This is a genomic window from Streptomyces panaciradicis (assembly GCF_023516615.1).
Classification (GTDB): domain Bacteria; phylum Actinomycetota; class Actinomycetes; order Streptomycetales; family Streptomycetaceae; genus Streptomyces; species Streptomyces panaciradicis.
Map to the genome: position 1 here is coordinate 31,468 of NZ_JAMGBF010000008.1, position 19,747 is coordinate 51,214.

The 19,747-nt window shown below is 72.8% G+C and carries 18 protein-coding genes; 6 read left to right on the plus strand and 12 right to left on the minus strand.

Annotated elements, in window-relative coordinates; genetic code table 11:
- Nucleotides 1-21: 21 nt before the first annotated feature.
- Genes egtD through egtA form a run of 4 tightly spaced genes read right to left on the minus strand, consistent with a single transcriptional unit; the run spans nucleotide 22 to nucleotide 4,413 of the window.
- Nucleotides 22-984, minus strand: a complete 963-nt coding sequence (gene egtD, locus M8J74_RS03860) for an L-histidine N(alpha)-methyltransferase (protein ID WP_249835069.1) — start codon at nucleotides 982-984, stop codon at nucleotides 22-24.
- Entirely contained in the window at nucleotides 981-1,772 is a 792-nt protein-coding gene (gene egtC / locus M8J74_RS03865; RefSeq protein WP_249835070.1) for an ergothioneine biosynthesis protein EgtC, read from the minus strand. The genes egtD and egtC overlap by 4 nt, the downstream gene beginning before the upstream one ends.
- Entirely contained in the window at nucleotides 1,772-3,106 is a 1,335-nt protein-coding gene (gene egtB, locus M8J74_RS03870) for an ergothioneine biosynthesis protein EgtB (protein WP_249835071.1), read from the minus strand. Before egtB ends, egtC begins: the two co-directional genes overlap by 1 nt.
- Entirely contained in the window at nucleotides 3,103-4,413 is a 1,311-nt protein-coding gene (gene egtA, locus M8J74_RS03875; RefSeq protein ID WP_249835072.1) for an ergothioneine biosynthesis glutamate--cysteine ligase EgtA, read from the minus strand. The genes egtB and egtA overlap by 4 nt, the downstream gene beginning before the upstream one ends.
- A 290-nt stretch (nucleotides 4,414-4,703) precedes the next feature.
- Between egtA and M8J74_RS03880 the strand changes: the two genes are divergently transcribed.
- Complete coding sequence (locus tag M8J74_RS03880; RefSeq protein WP_249835073.1) at nucleotides 4,704-5,531, plus strand: TIGR02452 family protein; 828 nt, start codon at nucleotides 4,704-4,706, stop codon at nucleotides 5,529-5,531.
- A 130-nt stretch (nucleotides 5,532-5,661) separates the two neighbouring features.
- Here M8J74_RS03880 and M8J74_RS03885 read toward each other — a convergent pair whose 3' ends face one another.
- Nucleotides 5,662-6,048: a cupin domain-containing protein gene (locus M8J74_RS03885; RefSeq protein WP_372500104.1), complete on the minus strand. Its 387-nt coding sequence runs from the start codon at nucleotides 6,046-6,048 to the stop codon at nucleotides 5,662-5,664.
- Between the two features lie 125 nt (nucleotides 6,049-6,173).
- On the opposite strand from M8J74_RS03885, the gene M8J74_RS03890 reads away from it, so the two are divergent.
- Nucleotides 6,174-6,854, plus strand: coding sequence for a helix-turn-helix transcriptional regulator (locus tag M8J74_RS03890; RefSeq protein ID WP_249835075.1), 681 nt, complete (start codon nucleotides 6,174-6,176; stop codon nucleotides 6,852-6,854).
- On the plus strand, nucleotides 6,854-7,285 hold the full coding sequence (locus M8J74_RS03895) for a hypothetical protein (protein ID WP_249835076.1): 432 nt from the start codon (nucleotides 6,854-6,856) through the stop codon (nucleotides 7,283-7,285). The genes M8J74_RS03890 and M8J74_RS03895 overlap by 1 nt, the downstream gene beginning before the upstream one ends.
- A gap of 67 nt (nucleotides 7,286-7,352) precedes the next feature.
- Here the strand turns inward: M8J74_RS03895 and M8J74_RS03900 are convergent, their stop codons facing one another.
- The 5 genes from M8J74_RS03900 to M8J74_RS03920 form a co-directional block, all read right to left on the minus strand.
- Nucleotides 7,353-7,706 (minus strand): carboxymuconolactone decarboxylase, encoded by a 354-nt coding sequence (locus M8J74_RS03900; RefSeq protein ID WP_249835077.1) that lies wholly within the window; start codon nucleotides 7,704-7,706, stop codon nucleotides 7,353-7,355.
- 188 nt (nucleotides 7,707-7,894) lie between these two features.
- The gene (locus M8J74_RS03905; protein WP_249835078.1) at nucleotides 7,895-8,341 is read right to left on the minus strand and encodes a type II toxin-antitoxin system PemK/MazF family toxin; all 447 of its coding nucleotides are present in this window, start codon (nucleotides 8,339-8,341) and stop codon (nucleotides 7,895-7,897) included.
- 131 nt (nucleotides 8,342-8,472) lie between these two features.
- The gene (locus M8J74_RS03910) at nucleotides 8,473-9,960 is read right to left on the minus strand and encodes an SPFH domain-containing protein (protein WP_249835079.1); all 1,488 of its coding nucleotides are present in this window, start codon (nucleotides 9,958-9,960) and stop codon (nucleotides 8,473-8,475) included.
- Between the two features lie 158 nt (nucleotides 9,961-10,118).
- Complete coding sequence (locus M8J74_RS03915) at nucleotides 10,119-10,346, minus strand: NfeD C-terminal domain-containing protein (RefSeq protein ID WP_203237631.1); 228 nt, start codon at nucleotides 10,344-10,346, stop codon at nucleotides 10,119-10,121.
- 26 nt (nucleotides 10,347-10,372) lie between these two features.
- The gene (locus M8J74_RS03920; RefSeq protein WP_249835080.1) at nucleotides 10,373-11,797 is read right to left on the minus strand and encodes an amidase; all 1,425 of its coding nucleotides are present in this window, start codon (nucleotides 11,795-11,797) and stop codon (nucleotides 10,373-10,375) included.
- Nucleotides 11,798-12,042: 245 nt separating this feature from the next.
- Here M8J74_RS03920 and M8J74_RS03925 point away from each other — a divergent pair, with 245 nt between their 5' ends.
- The 3 genes from M8J74_RS03925 (at nucleotide 12,043) to M8J74_RS03940 (ending at nucleotide 17,386) form a co-directional block, all read left to right on the plus strand.
- A complete protein-coding gene (locus M8J74_RS03925) occupies nucleotides 12,043-13,431 on the plus strand; it encodes a glycoside hydrolase family 43 protein (protein WP_249835081.1) in 1,389 nt (462 codons plus the stop codon).
- 119 nt (nucleotides 13,432-13,550) lie between these two features.
- A complete protein-coding gene (locus M8J74_RS03930) occupies nucleotides 13,551-14,600 on the plus strand; it encodes an alpha/beta fold hydrolase (protein WP_249835082.1) in 1,050 nt (349 codons plus the stop codon).
- 161 nt (nucleotides 14,601-14,761) lie between these two features.
- On the plus strand, nucleotides 14,762-17,386 hold the full coding sequence (locus tag M8J74_RS03940) for an alpha-L-arabinofuranosidase family protein (protein ID WP_283947759.1): 2,625 nt from the start codon (nucleotides 14,762-14,764) through the stop codon (nucleotides 17,384-17,386).
- A gap of 12 nt (nucleotides 17,387-17,398) precedes the next feature.
- On the opposite strand, the gene M8J74_RS03945 is transcribed toward M8J74_RS03940, so the two are convergent.
- The gene (locus M8J74_RS03945; RefSeq protein ID WP_249835084.1) at nucleotides 17,399-18,421 is read right to left on the minus strand and encodes a TolB family protein; all 1,023 of its coding nucleotides are present in this window, start codon (nucleotides 18,419-18,421) and stop codon (nucleotides 17,399-17,401) included.
- A 32-nt stretch (nucleotides 18,422-18,453) separates the two neighbouring features.
- Nucleotides 18,454-19,734 carry an MFS transporter gene (locus M8J74_RS03950; RefSeq protein ID WP_249835085.1) on the minus strand — a complete coding sequence of 427 codons (1,281 nt, stop codon included), beginning with the start codon at nucleotides 19,732-19,734 and terminating at the stop codon, nucleotides 18,454-18,456.
- Nucleotides 19,735-19,747 lie beyond the last annotated feature (13 nt).

A 19,747-nucleotide genomic window follows, 5' to 3' on the forward strand; every position in this document is an offset into this window, starting at 1 on the left:
GTCACCCCCCTCTGCCGTCGCTCAGCGAGCGACGCTCAACGACAGCGCGAACCGTCCCGCCTCGTCCGTCCACCAGTGGGCCAGTTCCAGGCCCACGGCGGCCAGTTCGGCGCGTACGCCGTCCTTGCGGAACTTCGCCGACACCTCGGTGCGCAGTTCCTCGCCCTCGGCGAAGTCCACGGCCAGGTCCAGCGCCGGGATCTTCACCGTCTGTTCCGCGCGCGAGCGCAGCCGCATCTCGATCCACTCGTTCTCCGTGTCCCACAGCGCCACGTGGTCGTAGGCGTCGGGGTCGAAGTCGGCGTGGAGTTCGCGGTTGACGACGGTCAGGACGTTCTTGTTGAAGGCGGCCGTCACACCGGCCGCGTCGTCGTACGCCTCGACGAGCACCCTCTCGTCCTTGACCAGGTCGGTGCCGAGCAGCAGCGCGTCGCCGGGGGAGAGCAGGGAGCGGACCGAGGTCAGGAACACCGCCCGTTCGGCGGGCAGCAGATTGCCGATCGTGCCGCCCAGGAACGCCACGAGGCGCGGCCCGGGGGTGTCGGGCAGGGCCAGGGAGGCCGTGAAGTCGGCGATCAGGGCGTGCACGCTCAGTCCGGGACGCTCCGCCACGAGCGCCTGACCGGCCTGGGTGAGCGCGCTCTCGCTCACGTCCACCGGGACGTACGTGTGCAGTCCGGTGAGCGCGTCGAGGAGGTGCCGCGTCTTGTCCGACGAACCGGAGCCCAGTTCGACCAGGGTGCGGGCCCGCGTCGCCGCGGCGATCTCGCCGGCGCGCGCGAGGAGGATCTCGCGCTCGGCGCGCGTGGGGTAGTACTCGGGCAGTTCGGTGATCTGCTCGAACAACTCGCTGCCGTGCGCGTCGTAGAACCACTTCGGCGGCAGCGTCTTCGGGTTGCCGGTCAGGCCGTGCAGGACGTCGGCGCGCAGTGCGGCGTCCGTGGCGTCCTCGGGCAGGGTGCGGGTGAGAAGGAACGGACTCACGTACGGGGCTCCTTCGGCAGTGCGGTGGCCGAGGTGTCGCTCGGCTCCTTGAGCGGGGTGAGCAGCACGTCCGTGCGGCTCGCCGCGAGAAGGGTGCGGTCGGGGACCTCTTGCCAGTGCGGGTCGTCGTCGTAGGGCTCGGAGGCCACGACGGTGCTGCGGCCGGGCCGGGACAGGTACCAGAGGGTGTCGCCCCAGGTGGTCGCGGTGATCGTCTCGCCGTTGGTGAGCAGCAGGTTCAGCCGGGAGCCGGGGGCCGCCTCGGCGACCTCCAGCACCGTGTCGGCCAGCGCCTGCGCCTCGTCGTCGCCGTCGCGCAGCCGCGCCAGGACCAGCGCCCAGACGAGCGCCGAGTCGTTGCGGGCCTCCAGCGACAGCACGTCCACGGCCGGCAGCCCCTGCACCAGGGGCGCGAGGGACTGCGGCCAGCCCCTGACGGCGCCGTTGTGGCTGAACAGCCAGGGCCCAAAGGCGTACGGCGCCGCGGCGGCCTCCGCGTCGGCGCCCGACAGCGTCGCGTCGCGCACGGCGCCCAGGAGGGCGCCGGTGCGCACGACCCGGGCGAGGTCGGCGAAGGACAGGTCCGCCCAGACCGGTCCGGCACGCCGGTAGCGGGCCGGCACCGGGTCGCCGTCGGCGTACCAGCCCACGCCGAAGCCGTCGGCGTTGACGGTGCCGTAGCGCTGGTGCCGCGGCGCCCACGACTGACGGTAGAGGCTGTGCGCGGGCTCCACGAGAAGGGTGCCCAACGGCTCCGGGGGCCCCAGGTAGGCCAGGTGACGGCACATCAGACGTCCGCCGCGGAACGCGCGGTGCGGAACCCGGAGAAGATCTGCCGCCGGATCGGGTAGTCCCAGTTGCGGAACGTCCCCCGGCAGGCGACCTGGTCCACGGCGAACGAGCCGCCGCGCAGCACCTTGTACTCCGGCCCGAAGAACACCTCCGAGTACTCCTTGTACGGGAAGGCCTGGAAGCCCGGGTAGGGCAGGAAGTCGCTCGCCGTCCACTCCCACACGTCACCGATCAACTGCCGTACGCCGAGCGGTGACTCACCGGCTGGGTAGCTGCCGGCGGGGGCGGGGCGCAGGTGCCGCTGACCGAGGTTGGCGTGCTCGGGCGCCGGGTCGGCGTCGCCCCACGGGTAGCGCGTCGAGCGGCCGGTCGCCGGGTCGTGGCGGGCCGCCTTCTCCCACTCGGCCTCGGTGGGCAGCCGCCGGCCGGCCCAGCGGGCGTAGGCGTCGGCCTCGTACCAGCACACGTGGACGACCGGCTCGTCCGGCGGCACGACCTCCGTGACCCCGAAGCGGCGGCGCAGCCACTGCTTGCCGTCGCGGTGCCAGAACAGCGGTGCGTGCAGGGAGTTCTTGCGCACATGGGCCCAGCCCTCGGGCGTCCACCAGCGCTCGTTGTCGTAGCCGCCGTCCTCGATGAACGCCTGGTAGGCGCCGTTCGTCACGGGTGTGGTGTCGATGTGGAAGGACGCCACCTCCCGGCGGTGCGCCGGGCGTTCGTTGTCCAGCGCCCACGGTTCGGTGGACGTGCCCATGGTGAACGGGCCGCCGGGGACGAGGACTTCGGCCGGGCCGGTGAACAGGGCCACGGGCTCGGGTTCGGGGGCGGTCAGGGCCTGGGGGCCCTTGCGCAGCTGATGGGTGATCAGCATCGTCTCGTCGTGCTGCTGTTCGTGCTGGGCGATCATCCCGAAGGCGAAGCCCGCCTGGGTCAGCCGGGTGCCGTGGAAGTCGGCGCCCTCCAGTACGTCCATCACCCGGCCGCGTACCTCGGCCGCGTAGGCGCGGGCCTCCGCGGGCGGCAGCAGCGGCAGCGTGGGGCGTTCGGAGCGGGGGTGCTCGAAGGCGTCGTAGAGGCCGTCGATCTCGGGGCGCATCGCGTCCCGGCCGGCGACGGCCCGCAGCAGCCAGAGCTCCTCCTGGTTGCCGATGTGCGCGAGGTCCCAGACCAGCGGTGACATCAGCGGGGAGTGCTGGGCGGTCAGGTCGGGGTCCTCGACGCAACTGGTCAGCAGCGTGGTGCGGGTACGGGCGGTGGTGAGGGTGGTCAGCGCCCGCTCCCGGAGTGCTTCCGCATCGATGGTGGGTTCGTCGATGGCGGGGTCGGTCATGAGCTCGGGTCCTTCCCGTGGGCGCGAGGGCTCGTCTCGCGCAGGCGGTCCAGCAGATCGTCGGCAGGGGTCCGGCCCCTGCGGACGTAGCGCTCCAGGTACGTGGCCACGGCGTCCGTGACCCGCTCGGTGGCCCCCGTCCGGGGCAGTGCCTCCAGCGCCGCGGTGAAGCAGCCGACGGCCGTCTCGTGCAGCTCGGGGTCGGCCAGGCCGTCGCGGGCCGCGGCGGTCCACAGCGGGTTGTGCGGCGCCGGACGCCCCGTGGAGCGTTCGGCCAGCGGCTTGACCAGCCGGTAGGCGGTCTCGGCGGCCTCCGGGTCCTCGAACAGCGCGGTGGTCACGGCGAGCGGCACGATCCAGCCGTCGTCTCCCGGCTGTGCGTCGATCATGCGCAGCTCCAGGAAACCGCGCGGCCTGACCGGCGGGAACAGTGTCGTGATGTGGTAGTCGAGGTCCTCGCGCGTCGGCGCCCGGGGCGCCTTCGAGCGGACCCACTCGCGGAACGTGAGCCCGTCCGGGACGTCCCAGGGGCCGCCCTCGCGCCGGACGCACATCACCGGGGCGTCCATCACGTGCCGGGCCCAGGCCGCGCGCGGATCGCCGTTCAGCACGGGTCCGCCCGCCCGGCCGGCGCCGATCTCCATCCATGTCAGCTGCCGGGTGGAACGCCAGCCGGTGGGCCGTCCGCAGGCCAGCGGGGAGTTGGCGAAGGCGGCCAGCAGCACCGCGCCCAGCTGGTGCGCGAGCCACCAGCGCCGTCCGTGGCCGAGCGGTCCGGGCTCCTCGTACCCGGCGTCCAGGCACACCTGGACGGAGGCCGAGGTGCACATCATGCGCCGCCCGGCCGGGCCGGCGCGGTCCAGGGCGACTTCCATGGCGTCGTAGCGCGGCTGACGCAGGAAGCGGCGGGGCGGATGCCAGGGGTCGTGGCCGATGCCGACGAGGCCGAGGCCCTGCCGGGCGAGCGCCGTGCGGACGGCGTCGAGGTCGGCGGAGACGGTACCGATGCACTCCATCAGGGAGGTGGCGGGCGGTGAGCTCAGTTCGAGCTGGCCGCCGGGCTCTGTGGTGAGCGCCGACCTCAGGGGCACGGTCCGCAGTGCGGCGTACGCCGCGTCGAGTCGTTCGGGTGTGACGGGGAGCTGCGGCCGGCGCAGCTCGTGGACGAGCCATTCCACTTCGACCCCGATGCCCCGGGGCGGGCCGGTCTTGAAGCAGATGCCCCGGACCAGGGCCTCCACCTCGGCTTCGGACAGGGCGGTACGGGGCTCCGTACACTCGCCGCAGTCAGTGGCTGAATCGGACATTCCGGGATCCCTTTCTGAGATTCCACCGTGCCGCCGGCCCGGCCCGTCAGGCGCCCGGACGGCGGCACTCGTCCCACCCAAGACCTTCGTGCCGATTCGCACAAGGGTGCGTACCGGTACGTTCCGGCTCGGTAATCTCCTCCTTCCCCCGGTTTCCCGGGGCTTTCCTGCGCGTTTTCGGACACGAAAACTCTGTTGCACCGTCACTCCAGCATCACCCACGATCGGTGCATGAGCACGACGGGGGAGCGCGCACGGCGCGCGAGCATGGCGTCCACGGGGGTGGCGCCATGAGCGCGCGCCTGCGCGGCATCGCGCGCGAGACCGAGGAGATCGTCGAGGCGGGCGGCTACCGCACGCCCGGCGGGCGCGAGGTGTCCATCGCGGAGCCCGTGGCCGCGGCCCGGGCCGGCACGCGCGTGTACGGGCCGGAGCCCGTCCCCGTGCCGCAGACCGCGCCCGCCGAGACGTTCTTCGAGGTCACCGGCGAGAGCAGCCTCGAGGCGGCGCGCCGCCTCGGCGGTGGCCCGGCCGTGCTGAACTTCGCCTCCGCCCGCAACCCGGGCGGCGGCTTCCTCAACGGCGCCCAGGCCCAGGAGGAGGCGCTGTGCCGCTCCTCCGCGCTGTACCGGTGCCTGCTCGAGGTCCCCGGGTTCTACGACCATCACCGCGCCCACCGCGACCCGTTCTACTCGGACCGCGTCATCCACTCGCCGGCCGTCCCCGTCTTCCGCGACGACCGGGGCCGCCTGCTGGACGAGCCGTACACGGCGGGGTTCCTGACGGCCGCCGCACCGAACGCCGGCGTCATCAGGCGCACGGCGCCCGAGCGGGCCGCCGAGCTTCCGCGGGCCCTGGCGGTGCGCGCCGAGCGGGTGCTGGAGACGGCCGCCGCCCACGGCTACCGGCGGCTGGTGCTGGGGGCCTGGGGGTGCGGCGTGTTCCAGAACGACCCGGTGCAGGTGGCCGCCGCCTTCCGGGCGCTGCTCGGACCGGGCGGACGGTTCGCGGCGCACTTCGAGCACGTGGTGTTCGGGGTGCTCGACCGCAGGCCGGACAGCGCGGCACGGGAGGCGTTCGCGCGGGCGTTCCCGGCGGGGCGGCTCCAGCCGTCGTAGGCCGCGGGGCGGGACCCGGGAGGTGGTGAGGCCCCCACGGACGGGGGATGCCGCGGGGACCTCACTCAGAAAGACGGACGAGGGGCCGTCCGCGTTCCCGTCCGGCCGAGTTGTTTCGGGGGCCTTCGCCTCAGCGTGCCCGGCCGATCCGCATGCCGGGGCGGCGCCGGTGGACGGTGAGGTAGGCGAGGCCGTCGTCGCCCGCGGTGATGCTGCGGGTGGAGCCGTGCGGGAGCCAGAACAGGGAGCCCGCGGCGAGGGGCAGCGGTTCGCCCTCGACGCCTGCCCCGAGCGTGCCGGCGCCTGACACGACGAGCACCAGGACGTCCAGGTCCGGTTCCGCGTGCGGGGCGATGTGGTGGCCGGGCGCCAGCCGGACCAGGTTGGCGTCGAGCTGACGCCCGCTCTCCGTGAGCTTCCAGAGCACCCCCGTCGCGGATGCCGTCGCCAACGCCTCGACGTCGCACAGAGGAGCCGGCATCGGCTCCTCCTCGTGCGCCTGTGGGACTCCCGCCATCGCTCTCTCCGCTCCCGGCCGTCCGGGCCTTTCGGCTCCCGACCCGCCTCCAGTTTCCTCAATTATTACAGGTAGTATTTGGAGAAAATGGCACGGCGGCAGAGACGGAAGAGGGGTGAGGAGGCGTGGCCGGCTCACGCACCACCAGCCCGCGCCGCGGCGAGGTCCTCGCCGTGCTGCGGGCGGCCGACGCTCCGCTCGGCGTCACCGAGACGGCCGAGCGCGTCGGCGTCCACCCCAACACCGTGCGGTTCCACCTGGACGCCCTCGTCGACGAAGGTGCCGTCGAGCGGCGCACGCAGCAGCCCTCCGGCCGCGGGCGCCCGCGCACCGTCTACACGCCCCGCCCGGGCATGGACCGCGGCGGATCCCGCGGCTACCGGCTGCTCGCGCGGATGCTGCTGAGCCGGCTCGCGGGCACCGGCTCCGAGGGGCGCTCCGCCGCCATGGAGACGGGCCGGGCCTGGGGCCGTTTCCTGGTCGAGCAGCCGGAGCCGTACCGGCGGCCCACCCCCGAGGACGCGGCCGCCCGTCTCGTCCGCCTCCTGGACGACCTCGGTTTCGCCCCGGACGCCGAGGACGGCACACCGCCCGCCCGCATCCGGCTGCGCCACTGCCCCTTCCTCGAACTCGCCGAGGAGCACGGCCAGCTGGTCTGTCCCCTGCATCTCGCCCTGATGCAGGGAGCCCTGGACGAGCTGCGGGCGCCACTGACCGCGACCGGCCTCGAACCCTTCGCCGAACCCGGCGCGTGCCTGGCCCACTTGGCGCCCGCACCGCACCTGACAGCGGAAAGGCACCCTTGATGCACCCCACATGGGCCGTGACGTCGGTCGCGGTCACCTTCCTCTGGCTGGGAATGGTGCTGGCGATCTCCTTCCTCGAGGCGCCGCTGAAGTTCCGCGCCCCCGGCGTGACCGTTCCCATCGGCCTGGGGATCGGGCGGCTGGTCTTCCGCGCCCTGAACCTCGTCGAGGCCGTCCTCGCCCTCGCGCTCGCGGTGGCCGTGGCCACGGGGGACCGGCCCGTCGGTGTCGTGGGACCGGTCGTCGCGGCCGTCGTCCTGCTCCTGGCCCAGCTGCTCGTGGTGCGGCCGCGGCTCAACCGCAGGTCCGACCGGGTCCTGGCGGGCGAGGACGTACCCCGTTCCCGCGAGCACCTCTCCTACGTCGGCCTTGAGGTGGCGAAGGTCGCCGCGTTGGTGGCACTGGGGATCGGGCTGCTCACCCATTCATGACGGCCGGAGGCCACGAGCGGCGGACGGTGGGCGCGCCGGGCGCCCGGTGACGGCTGTCAGCCGTCGGTCAGGCCTTACGGCTCTCCGCCTCGGCCTGGGCCATGGCCTCCGCCTCGGTCTCGGCCAGGGCGATCGCGACGCCGAAGGCCTGGGCGATGTGACCCGCGGCCGACATGACGCGTGCCGTGCCCACGACGGGAGCGATGGCGACGAGCAGGTCCTGCAGCTGGTCGACCGTGAAGTCGGCCTTGATCGCCGGGTCGATGTGCGCCAGGTAGGAGATCGCGGGTGCGTCCATGGCGACGAGTGCCGAGATCCGGGCGAGGATCAGCGAGCGTGGTTCCATGTGGCAGCGCTCGACGGAGTCGAGGGTCATGGCCGTGAGGGTGTCGAGTACGGGAGTGTCGGGTGCAGCGGTCATCGCGCACCGCCTTCCTGTGTCGTCAGGCGCCGCCCCGGGTACACGCCGGGCTCTCGTCGCGCAGTTGAGCGTCCAGTGCCCGGGCACAGCTGCTGGACTGAGCTTCCGAACAGCAGAATCCACCGCACGGCGAGAGCCTCAATCACCCGAGGCGGGTGAAACTTCCTGACGGGCAAGGCCGGGGGCGCTCAGCGCCAGCCGTAGCGCTCGTGCAGGCGGTGGCGGACCAGGTTGAAGCGGCCCCGGTCCAGCGCGCACGCCTCCCGGCGCATCCCGTCCTCGTGCAGCCTGAGCACCCGGTCCACGGAGACCCAGGAGTCGCGCCCCGACCGGTCCCACGGCCCGTTGCCGATCGCGACCCACTCCCGGTCGTCGTCGTGCCGCTTGCTGGACAGCTGCACCGCGAGCAGGGTGCCGGCGGCCTCGCGGGCGACCACCAGGACCGGACGGTCCTTGCCCCGGCCGTCGTTCTCCTCGAACGGCACCCACGTCCACACGATCTCGCCCGGGTCGGGGTCGCCGTCGTGCGCGGGGGAGTACTCGGTGCGCACCGGGCCGACCCGGCGGGGGTCGGCCTCGGTGGTGGCGGTGGGGCCGAAGCGGCCCGGGACGTTCTCATCGGTAAACGCAGTCACGCAGGCACCTTAGTGGTCGCCGCCGCCGGGCCGTTCGGGAGCTTGCGCCCCATGCTGCACGCGGCCGAGCCCGGGAGCTCTCGGAACCGAGGCCCCCGGGCGTACCGCCCGGACGGACGTCCGTCTCGCGCCTACGCCTCCCGGTCCACCGGCACCTTCTGCGAGGGCGGCGGCGTGACCCCGTTCAGGGACGGTGAAGTGCCGTTCTGGGTCTGCCCGTTCTGGTTCATGGACGCCAGCAGCTGGCGAGCGAGCCCGAGGCCCGCGCCGCCCATGGTGAGCGCCTTGGTGAACATGTCCGTCATGCCGTCGGCGCCGTTGAGCAGCACCATGTTGTCGACGTTGCCGAAGGCGGACGCGCCGGCTCGTACGATCTCCGGCCAGTTCTCGGCGAGTTGCTGGGCGACGACCGCCTCCTGGTTCTCGGCGAGCGCGGCCGCCCGTGCCTTGATGGCCTCCGCCTCGGCGAGTCCCTTGGCCTTGGCCGCCTCGGCCTGCGCCAGCCCCCTGGCCTGCGCGGCCGCCGCCTCGGCCTCACCGGTGGCCCGGGTGGCGGCGGCGGTCGCGGCACCGCGGGCCTTGGTGGCCTCCGCCTCGGCACCGGCGGCCGTCTTGACCCGGGTCGCCTCGGCGGCCGCCGCTAGTTCCGTCTCCTTGGCCTTGGCCTGCGCAGCCGAGATCCGCGCGTCACGCTCGGCCTCGGCCAGCGTCCGCTTCTCGTAGGCCTGGGCGTCGGCCGGCTTGCGGACGTCCGCCTGCAACTGCTGCTCGCGCCGGTGCGCCTCCAGTTCGGCGACCCGCGTCTCCTGCACGACGACCTCCTGCCGCGCCGCGGCGTCCGCGAGCGGACCGGCCTGACGGGACTTCGCCGCCGCCTTGTCCCGCTCGGCCTGATAGCCGGCCTGGAGGATCTCGCTGTCCCGGGTGGCCTCGGCCATCCGCGCGTACGACTGCTGCTCCGCCTCGGTGGCCAGCCGGTTCGCCTCCGCCTGCGCGATGCGCGCGTCCCGCTGGACGGCCGCCGCGTGCGGCATCGCCAGGTTCTGGATGTATCCGGTGGGGTCCTCGATCTCGTGGATCTGCAGCGAGTCCACGATCAGCCCGAGCTTCTCCATCTCCGTGCCGCAGGCGGCCCGGGTCTGGGCGGTCAGCTTCTCCCGGTCGCGGATCATGTCCTCGACCGTCAACCCGCCCACGATGGACCGCAGATGACCGGCGAAGACGTTGTGGACGCGCTCCGCCATCAGCTTCTGCTGGTCGAGGAACCGGCGGGAGGCGTTCGCGATCGACACGAAGTCGTCGCCCACCTTGAAGATGACCACGCCCCGCACCTTCAGCGGGATGCCCTGGTGCGTCACGCAGTCCACGTGCAGTTCGGTCTCGTTGAGATCGAGCGAGAGCTTGCGCACCGCCTGCACCCCGGGCAGCACCAGCGTGCCGCGCCCGGTGACGATGCGGAATCCCATGCCCTCCTCGAGGCCCTCGGTGCGGTGCTTGGAACCGGAGATGACGAGTGCCTCGTTGGGCTCGGCGACCCGCCACATCATCTTGAACAGACCGATCAGAACGAGAACGGCGGCGACCACCACTCCCGCAACGACGCCGACGATCATCGGCATACGCCCCCTTTGAATGGTGCCCTCTCGGCACCGAACGAAGGGAGTGTGCTCCCGCGCGACCGCGGGGTGAAGACGCCGGCGCATCCTTGTCGCAATCTTGACGCGCGGCCCCCGACACGCCTCTCACCTGGGCGGAAGCGGGCTCACCTGTCGCCGCGTCAGACGGCTGGGCCGTCGTACGCCTCGGTGACGTAGACCGTCCTCGGCGGCAGGTACTCCACCACCATCACCACCGTGCCCCGCTCGATCCGCGCGGTCCCCTGGGCCGGGTAGGCGAGGAAGTGCTCGGCGCCGCCGCGCACCCGGACGATCACCTCGCCGACGAGCCCGGGCCCGACCGTCCCGGTGACCCGCCCCATGAGCCCGACCATCGACGCATCGTCCATGGTCACAGGGTACGCACCGAACCCGCCTACGCCGCCGGGGAGTTCGTGGCAAGGCGCTGCGGCGGCCACGCCTCGTGCCAGCGCAGCTCCGCCTCCAGCTGCGCGGCCAGCGAGATCAGCAGCGGTTCGCTGCCCGCGGGGCCCAGGAGCTGGGCTCCGACGGGCAGTCCGTCGCCGACGAACCCGGCGGGCACGTTGACGCCCGGCCAGCCGAGCACGTTCCACGGCCAGGCGTAGGGGCAGGCGGCGATCATGGCCCGGTCGGTGGCGAAACCGCCGAGCGACAGCATCGCCCCGACGCGCGGCGGGGGAGCGGCGGTCGTGGGCGCGAGGACGACGTCGTACGACTGGAAGAACCCGCCGATACGGCGGTGCAGCACCGCTTCCGCCCGCCGCGCCGCCCGCAACGGCGCCCCGCCGAGCAGGCGTCCCAGCCGTGCCGCGTCACGGGTGCGCCGGTCCAGGAGCGCGGGGAACGGGGCCTCGAGGGCGCGTTCGGCGATGCCGGCGGTGGCCCGGGGCACGAAGGTGAGCCCGATCCGGCCGTACGGGGGATCGGCCTCCTCCACGATGTGCCCCGACTCGCTCATCTTCTCTGCGAGTTCGACGACCTTCGCGCGGACCTCCGGCCGCAGGCGGGCGGGCACCGCGGTGAAGGGCGGTTTGAGCGACAGGGCGACGCGCAGGCGGCCGGGGTCGCGGCCGACGGCCTCGGACGCCCGGATGGCAGGCGGGCGGTGCGGATCGAGCTCGTGGTTGCCGCTCGCGGCGTCCAGGAGGAGCGCGGCGTCCGCGACCGTGCGCGCGAGCGTGCCGTTGACGGTGATGCCCTGGAAGGACTCGCCGCGCGGCCAGGTGGAGATGCGGCCGCGCTGGGGCTTGATGCCGACGAGGTGGGTCCAGGCGGCGGGGATGCGCACGGATCCGGCGCCGTCGGAGCCCAGGGCGGCGGGCACCAGTCCGGCGGCGACCGCGGCGGCCGACCCGCCGGAGGAACCGCCCGGCGTGTGCTCGGTGTTCCACGGGTTGCGGGTGGCGCCGAACGCAGGCCCCTCGGTGAACGGCCACTGGCCGAACTCGCACGTGTTGGTCTTGCCGACGACGACCGCCCCGGCCGCCCGCAACCGCCGTACGGCCTCGCCGTCCCGGGCGACGGGCGGGAACTCCCCGGCGCAGCCGAACGCGGTCGGCAGACCGGCGACGTCCATGTCGTCCTTGACGGCGACCGGCACGCCGAGCAGCGGCCGCCGCACCCCGGCCGCCAACTCCTCGTCGGCGGCGTCGGCTTCGGCTAGCGCGGCGTCCGCACGGACGATCCGGAAGGCGTTGAGCGAACCCTGCGTGGCCTCGATGCGGGCCAGCGCGCGCTCCACCAGCTCCCGCGAGGTCACCTCCCCCGCGGCCAGCGCTCGCGCGGACTCCGCCAGGCCTTCGGCACGGTCGAGCGTCATACGGGACACCTCCGGAAGCGGGTTGTCTACTGAACGGTAACGTCTGTCGGGCCGCCCCGGTACGGGATGCCGAACATCACCGGCCGAGGCGACGGCCGGGCAGCGGCACATGTGTCACACAGGTATCGCCGAGCCCCGTTCAAAGCATTGACGTGCTCACGTCTCACCCTTACTTTCTGACCGACTTGCCGAACCATGTTCGAAATCCCGTATCCCATGGTGTCGGCTGGACCAAGGAGCCGCACGTGAGCACACGACCCCCCACCCCGTCCCGCCGCGCCCTGCTGCGCGCGATGGCCGCCCTGCCCGCCTCGGCGCTCGTCCTGGGCGAACTCCCCGGCCTGCTCGGAACGGCGGCCGCCGCCGCACCCCCGAGCGGCTCGGCCACCCGCTACACCATCGTGCCGTTCCTCGACAGCGACGACGGCACGGTGAACGTCTACGAGTCCGACGATGCCACCGACTTCCGCCTCGTGCGGTCCTCCGCCTACACCCCGCCCGCCAACCGCATCCGCGACGCGAGCGTCTTCAAGCACACCGACGGCTCCTACTACCTGACGTACACCACGCACACGTGGCAGGACGTCAGCACCACGATCGGCTTCGCGCGCAGCTCCGACCGGGTCAACTGGACCTTCCTGTACGACTACACGGTGCCGATCGCCAACCTGTCCCGGGCCTGGGCACCGGAGTGGTTCGTCGACGGCGACGGCAGCGTGAACGTCATCGTGTCCTGCTCGACGGCCGACAACGAGTGGATCTTCACGCCGTACGTCATGAAGGCGACCGACTCCGGCCTGACCGCGTGGAGTTCACCCACCGCACTGTCGGGGATCGGCGCCAATCACATCGACACGTACATCGTGCGGATCGGCACCACCTACCACGCGTTCACGAAGAACGAGACGGCCAAGTACATCGAGTACGGCACGGCGTCGAGCCTCACCGGCCCGTACACGATCTCGAAGACCGGCGACTGGGCCGGCTGGGGCAGCTACCGCGAGGGCCCGTCGGTCGTCCGGCTCGACAACGGCGCCTGGCGGATCTTCTTCGACGGCTACGGAGACGGCACCTACTACTACAGCGACAGCCGCGACACGTTCGCGACCTGGACCGCCCCCAAGGCGCTGCCGGTCATCTCCGGGACGGCACGCCACTTCACGGTCGTCAAGGAGACCGTGCCGGGCGGCGTGACCCTCCCGGCCAACGTCTCGCGCTCGTTCCGGTCCGCCAACTACACCACCCGGTACTGGCAGGAGCAGTCGTCCCTGCTGAACCTCCCGGTGGTGACCGGCTCCAGCACGACCGCGGCGAAGCAGGCGTCGTCCTTCACGGTCGTCCCCGGCCTGGCCGACTCGGGCGCCTTCTCCTTCCGTGACGCGTCCGGCAACTACCTGCGCCACTACGACTTCCGCGGCCGGTTCGACGCCGATGACGGCACGTCGACGTTCGCCGAGGACGCCACCTTCGTCGCCAGGACGGGCGCGGCGACCGGCTCGGTGAGATTCGAGTCGTACAACTATCCCGGCCACTACCTGCGGCACTACGACTACCAGCTGCGGCTCGACGTCACCGACGGCACGGACCTCTTCCGGCAGGACAGCTCGTTCGTGCCGGTGAGCGCCTGGGCCTGAGGACGGCGGGCCGGAGCTACTTCCGTGGGTGTACGTGCGCACACGCCCGTGGGTGGATGATCTCGGGCCCGGGGCGGGCGATCCTGTGACCGGAGAGACCGGGCAGAATGGAAGATCACGTGGACACCCACCCCGAGACCGGGCCGACCGAGCCCCCGCAGGCGGATGCCGGCGCCGTGCCCCGCGCCACCCTGCGGCTCGGACGGTGGACGCGGCGCGCGGTGCTCGTCCTGTCGGTGCTGCTGCTGGTCGTCACCACGGCTTCCCTGACCTACAACGCGTGCACCGCGGGACGTGCCGCGCCGCCCGCCGGGCTGCGGTACGTCCAGGCGGCCGACATCCGCACCCGGTACCGGCAATGGGGGACGGCCGGCTCGCCCGTCGTGCTCGTGCACGGCGCCTTCGAGCAGGCCGACACCTGGTCGCGGCTCGCACCGCTGCTCGCACGCGACCACCGGGTCTACGCACTGGATCTGACCGGGGACGGCTACAGCCGGCGCCGCGGCCCCTACACCGTCGACCACTTCGCCCGGCAGCTGCTGGGCTTCCTCGGCGCCCTGCACCTCGGTGGACCGGGCGAGCGTCCCCTGCTGGTGGGTCATTCGAGCGGGGCCGCGGTCGTCACGGAGGCGGCGCTGCGTGCCCCGGGGCGGATCGGGAGCGTGATGCTGCTCGACGGGGACGCCCTCGACACCGGGGCCGGACCGCCGCCCGCCCTCAAGTACCTCCTGATCGACCCCTACCGCACCAGCCTGCTGCGCCTCGGCCTGAGCACCGACCGGCTGATCCGCGCGGTGTACGACGCCCAGTGCGGACCGGCCTGCCCGCGCCTGAACGCCGCCGGAGTGGACGAGTGGCGGCGGCCGCTGCGGGTACCGGGCGCCGAGACGGCGCTGTGGGACATGCTCGGCGAGGGCGTACCCGGCCTCCCGGCGAGCCGGGTCGCCCGCCTGGCGGCCGTCCGCATCCCCAAGTCCGTGGTGTTCGGCGCGCACGACGACGTGTTCGGCAAGGGGACCCCGCAGGAGACCGCCCGGCGCATCGGCGCACCACCGCCCACCCTCGTCCCCGGTGCCCGCCATCTGACCATGATCTCCAGCCCGCACCAGGTCGCGGCCGCCGTGGAATCCCTCGCGCGTGCCGGGACGGAGGCTCCTCGTCGAGGGTGACGGCACCCGCCACCAGGTTCGTCCCGGGCTCCGCGGCCGGCCCGAAGCATTGCCGTACGAGGGGTGTTGACGGTCCGAGGGAACACCCTAAGATCCCTGCTGCTCGAAGTACCGACCACTGTACGAAATGTCGAACGGTCTGTCGCCAAGGAAAGAGCCGCATGTCTTCAGAAGCCGGAGTGCCCCGCAGAACCGTCCTCACCGTCCTGGGGGCCGCGTCCGCCGCCTCCCTCGCCGGGACCTTCGCCGCCGCCCCCGCCGGGGCCGCCGAACTCACCGGCACCACCGCGAGCGCCGCGTCCGCCGGCCTCCCCGCCGCTGCCGCCCACTGGACCTTCGACGAGGGTTCCGGCACCTCCGCCGCCGACTCGTCGGGCAACGGCCGTACCGCCACGCTCCAGGGCGCTGCCGGCTGGGACACCGGCAAGACCGGCCCCCACAGTCTGAGCCTCACCGCGGGCGGCAACGCCACCGCCTCCGGGCCGGCCCTCGACACCTCCCGGGCGTTCTCGGTGGGCGCCTGGGTCAACCTCGCCCAACTCGGCGGCTACCAGACCGCCGTGAGCATCGACGGCAAGGTCGTCAGCTCCTTCTACCTGGGGCTGCGGGACGACACCGGCACCTTCGCCTTCGCCCGGCTCGACTCCGACGCCACCCAGAACGCCGCGGTCGCGGCCGCCGCCTCGGCGCCCACCACCGGCACCTGGACCCACCTGACCGGCGTCAGCGACCCCGCCGCCGGCGTCATCCGCCTCTACGTCGACGGCGTACTGGATGGCGAGACCGCCTACACCGCGGGCTGGGCCGGCAGCGGCGACACCGCCGTCGGCCGGGCCCTCTACGGCGGCGGCCACGTCGACCAGTGGCACGGCCTGATCGACGACGTGCAGCTGTTCCCGGCCGCCCTGACCGCCGAGCAGGTGGCGGCGCTCGCCGGAGTGCCCGTGGAGAACACGACGCCGCTGCTCAGCGTCGACGTCGGCAACCCCGCGCACGCCGTCTCCCCGATCCTGCCCGGTCTGATGTTCGAGGACATCAACCACTCCGGCGAGGGCGGCATCTACGCCGAACTGGTGCAGAACCGCTCGATGATGGCCGACGACACCGCACCCGTCCACTGGTCCGCCGTCGGCGGAACCACCCTCTCGCTGGACACCACCACCCCGCTCAACGCCGCCCTCGACCGCTCCCTGAAGGTCGTCCTGCCGGGCGGCACGGGCGCCGGACAGCGCGCCGGCGTCGCCAACGACGGCTTCTGGGGCATCCCGGTGCGACCCCGCACCACCTACACCGCGCGGCTGTTCGCCAAGGCCTCGCGGCGCATCGGGCCGCTCACCGTCGCCATTGAGTCGGCGGACGGCGCGACGGTGTACGCCTCCGCCCACGTGCCCCACATCGGCACCGCCTTCACCGGCCGCCCGCTCGAACTGACCCTGCGCACCGGTCCGGGCGCGCCCGTGACGGGCGACGCCAGGCTGACCGTCACCACGGCCGACCCCAAGGCCGCGGGCGAGACGCTGTGGCTCCAGCACGTGTCCCTCTTCCCGCCCACCTACCGCAACCGGCCCAACGGCCTGCGCATCGACCTGATGGAGAAACTGGCCGCCCTGAAGCCGAAGTTCCTGCGCTTCCCCGGCGGGAACTTCCTCGAGGGCAACACGATCGCGACCCGGTTCGACTGGAAGACCACCATCGGCCCGGTCTGGGAGCGCCCCGGCCACATGGACGACGCCTGGGGCTACTGGTCCACGGACGGCCTCGGACTCCTCGAGTACCTCCAGTGGACCGAGGACCTGCGCGCACAGCCCGTCCTCGCCGTCTTCGCCGGCTACTCGCTCAGGGGTGAGCACGTCACCGGCGACGCGCTGAAGCCGTTCGTCCAGGACGCGCTCGACGAGATCGAGTACGTCACCGGCCCGGTCACCAGCAAGTGGGGCGCGCGCCGAGCGGCCGACGGCCATCCGGAGCCGTTCCCGCTGGAGTTCGTGGAGATCGGCAACGAGGACTGGTTCGACACCTCGGGTTCGTACGACGAGCGCTTCGCGGCCTTCCACGACGCGATCAAGGCGAAGTACCCGCACCTGAAGCTGATCGCCACGACGACCGTGCACAGCCGCACACCGGACCTGATCGACGAGCACTACTACCTCGCGCCGTCCGCCGCCCAGGCCTCCACGCACAAGTACGACAACCGGGACCGCGGTTCGACGAAGGTGTTCGTGGGGGAGTGGGCCGCGCAGGAGGGCCGCCCCACGCCCGACCTCAACGCGGCGCTCGGCGACGCCGCCTGGCTGGCCGGACTGATCCGCAACTCCGACCAGGTCCTCATGGAGTGCTACGCGCCGCTCTTCTCACACGTCAAGAACAACGTGTGGGCCACCAACCTGATCGCCTACGACAACCTCGACAGCTATGTGTCGCCCAGCTACTGGGCACAGCAGATGCTGACGAGCAGGCTCGGGAAGACGGTGCTGCCGGCCACCGCGCGGGCGCTGCCGGGCCTGGCCACCGTGGCCACCCGCTCCGGTGACCGCGTCTACCTCGCGGTCGTCAACTCCGGTGCGGAGAAGCTGAGGGTGCCGGTCGAACTGAAGGGACTGGCCAAGGGGGTCAGGAACCGGGCCACCGCCACGGTCCTCACGGGCGCCTCGCGCACGGCCACCAACACCCTGACCGCCCCCGACACCCTGGTCCCGAGGACGAGCACCGTCTCCGGCGCGGCCGCGTCCTTCACCAGTGTCGTGCCGCCGCTGTCGGTGACCGTTCTGGAGCTCCGCCTGACCTGATCGCACCCGGGGCTAGAGCGGTGCGGGGGAGGAGGCCCCCGCGATGAGGAGACGGGGCGTGCCCGTGCCGTCCGCGGGCACGCTCCACAGGTCGCTGGTGCCGACCTTCCCCTGGCTGGGAAGCGCGTAGGCGATGGTGTGGTCGTCCAGCCAGGTGGCCTGGTCGTCGACGCTGTGGCGCTCGGCCAGCGGTGTCTCCTTGAGCGTCCTGAGGTCGAGGACGTACTCGTGCCACAGGTCGGTCCGCGAAAGGATCCGCTTCTTGAAGGCGACGCGGGTGCCGTCGGGGGAGAGCGAGGGGCACTCCACGTTCTCGACGAGCGTCGTCACCGTCCGCCGGGACATCGAACCCCGCACCAGGTACGTCTTGTTGCCGGTGTTGAGGGTGGCGTAGAAGGTGTCGTCGTCGGCGGCGAAGGTGACACCCCAGAAGTTGATGTCCGAGGCGTGGTAGGGCTTGCCGTCCCTGACGACGGAGAACGTCTCCAGGCTCGGGGTCAGCTTCATGGTGCGGGTGTCCAGGACCGAGGTGCGGGTGGAGAAGAACGCCGAGGAATAGGACTCGCCGGAGACGAACACGGTCCAGGCGGCGAAGCGGCCGCTGGGCGAGACCCGGGCCCGGCTGGGGGTGCCCGCGAGCGCGAAGGTGTGCCGGGTGCGCAGGTTCGCGTCCAGCAGCAGGGCCCGGTTGCTCTGCTTGAGGACGCCGGTGGTGGACTGGAGGCAGACGCCGGTGCCGGCCGCCGCGTAGAAGCGCGCGCACTTCAGGTCCGAGGCGGTGCGCCGGCCCTTCGGATCGGCGGAGGCGACGGAGGCGACCGCGGTGCGGTGCGGGCCGGCGGCGCCGTTGACGAAAACCAGCCGTTTCTTCTGATGGAGCGTCAACTGACCGTCGGCCACCGCGGGTCCGCCCGTCTGTGGCTGGTTCTGGCGGTCCGCGCGGGCGGCGGCGTGCAGCACCACGCCGGTGCCCACGCCCGCGAGCACCAGGACCGCCGCGACGAGTACGAGCAGGCGGCGGCGCGTCGATGTCATGTGGATCCCCGTGGTTCGGTTCGCTGAGGTGGTCATCGGGCCTCGTCGGCCGGTCGCAGGACGACGCCGGCGGCGACCGCGCAGCACAGCAGGCCGGCCGCCGAGCCGGCCAGCGCCGGGCCGGGTCCCCACAGCGTCCAGGCGGCGCCGAAGGCGAGGGAGCAGCAGAATCTGGCCAGCGCCTGGCTGGTGCCGACGATGGCCAGGCCGCTGGCGCGCAGATGGTCCGGCACGACACCGGCCAGCGCGGCCGGGAGCACGCCGTCGGTGGCCGCGTAGAAGACGCCGTGCAGGGCGAGGACCAGGAAGGGAAGGGCCGGTGCGGCCGGCGCCCAGAGCAGCAGGGCGTAGCCGGTCAGCAGGACCGCGTGCCCGGCGAGGAACACGGTGCGGCGCCCGATCCGGTCGGCCAGCGCGCCGACGGGCACGGCCAGCAGCAGGAACACGGCGGCGGTGCCGAGCGGCAGCAGCGGGAACCACTCCTCGGCGATGCCCGCGCGCCGTTGCAGCAGCAGATAGACGAACGCGTCGCTGACGGTGGTCAGTCCGAGCAGGGCCGCGCACCCGGCGAGCGCCCGCAGCCGGGGCAGCCGCAGCAGCGCCAACGCCTCGCGGACGCGGACGGGTTGCCGGCCGGCGGTGCCCTCTTCCGGTGCCCCCGGGGCGTCCGGCGCCCGCCGCCTGCCCGGCACGAACAGCACCAGCACCAGTACGCCGAGGACGGCGACGCACGCGCTCACGCCGAACACGGCGTCGTAACCGTCGGCCGCCGCGCGCAGGATGAGGAAGGCCGTGAGCGGGCCGAGCAGCGCGCCGGTGGTGTCCATCGCCCGGTGCACGCCGAAGGCCCGGCCCTGTCTCCCGGCGGGCGTGGACAGCGAGATCATCGCGTCGCGCGGAGCGGTGCGCAGGCCCTTGCCGGTCCGGTCCAGGGCGAGGACCGTGCCGAGCGCGCCGACGCTGCCGGCGAGCAGCAGCAGCGGCTTGCACAGCGCGGACAGGCCGTAGCCGAGGCCCGCCATCAGCTTGTGGTTGCGCACCCGGTCGGCGAGGTGCCCGCCGGTGAGCTGGACCAGTGCGCTGACGCCGTTGTAGACGCCGTCGAGGGTGCCGAAGCCGAGCGGGCTGAAGCCGAGCGTGGTGACGAGGTACAGCGGCAGGACGGCGGTGACCATCTCCGAGGAGATGTCGGTGATCAGGCTGACCGTGCCCAGGACGAGGACGACCGGGGCGACTCCGGACACCGGTCCGCGTCTTCGGCCCTGGTCGGCGGCGCCCGCCTTCGGGGGCGCGGAGCGATCGGTGAGGTACAAGTGGTGGCTCCTG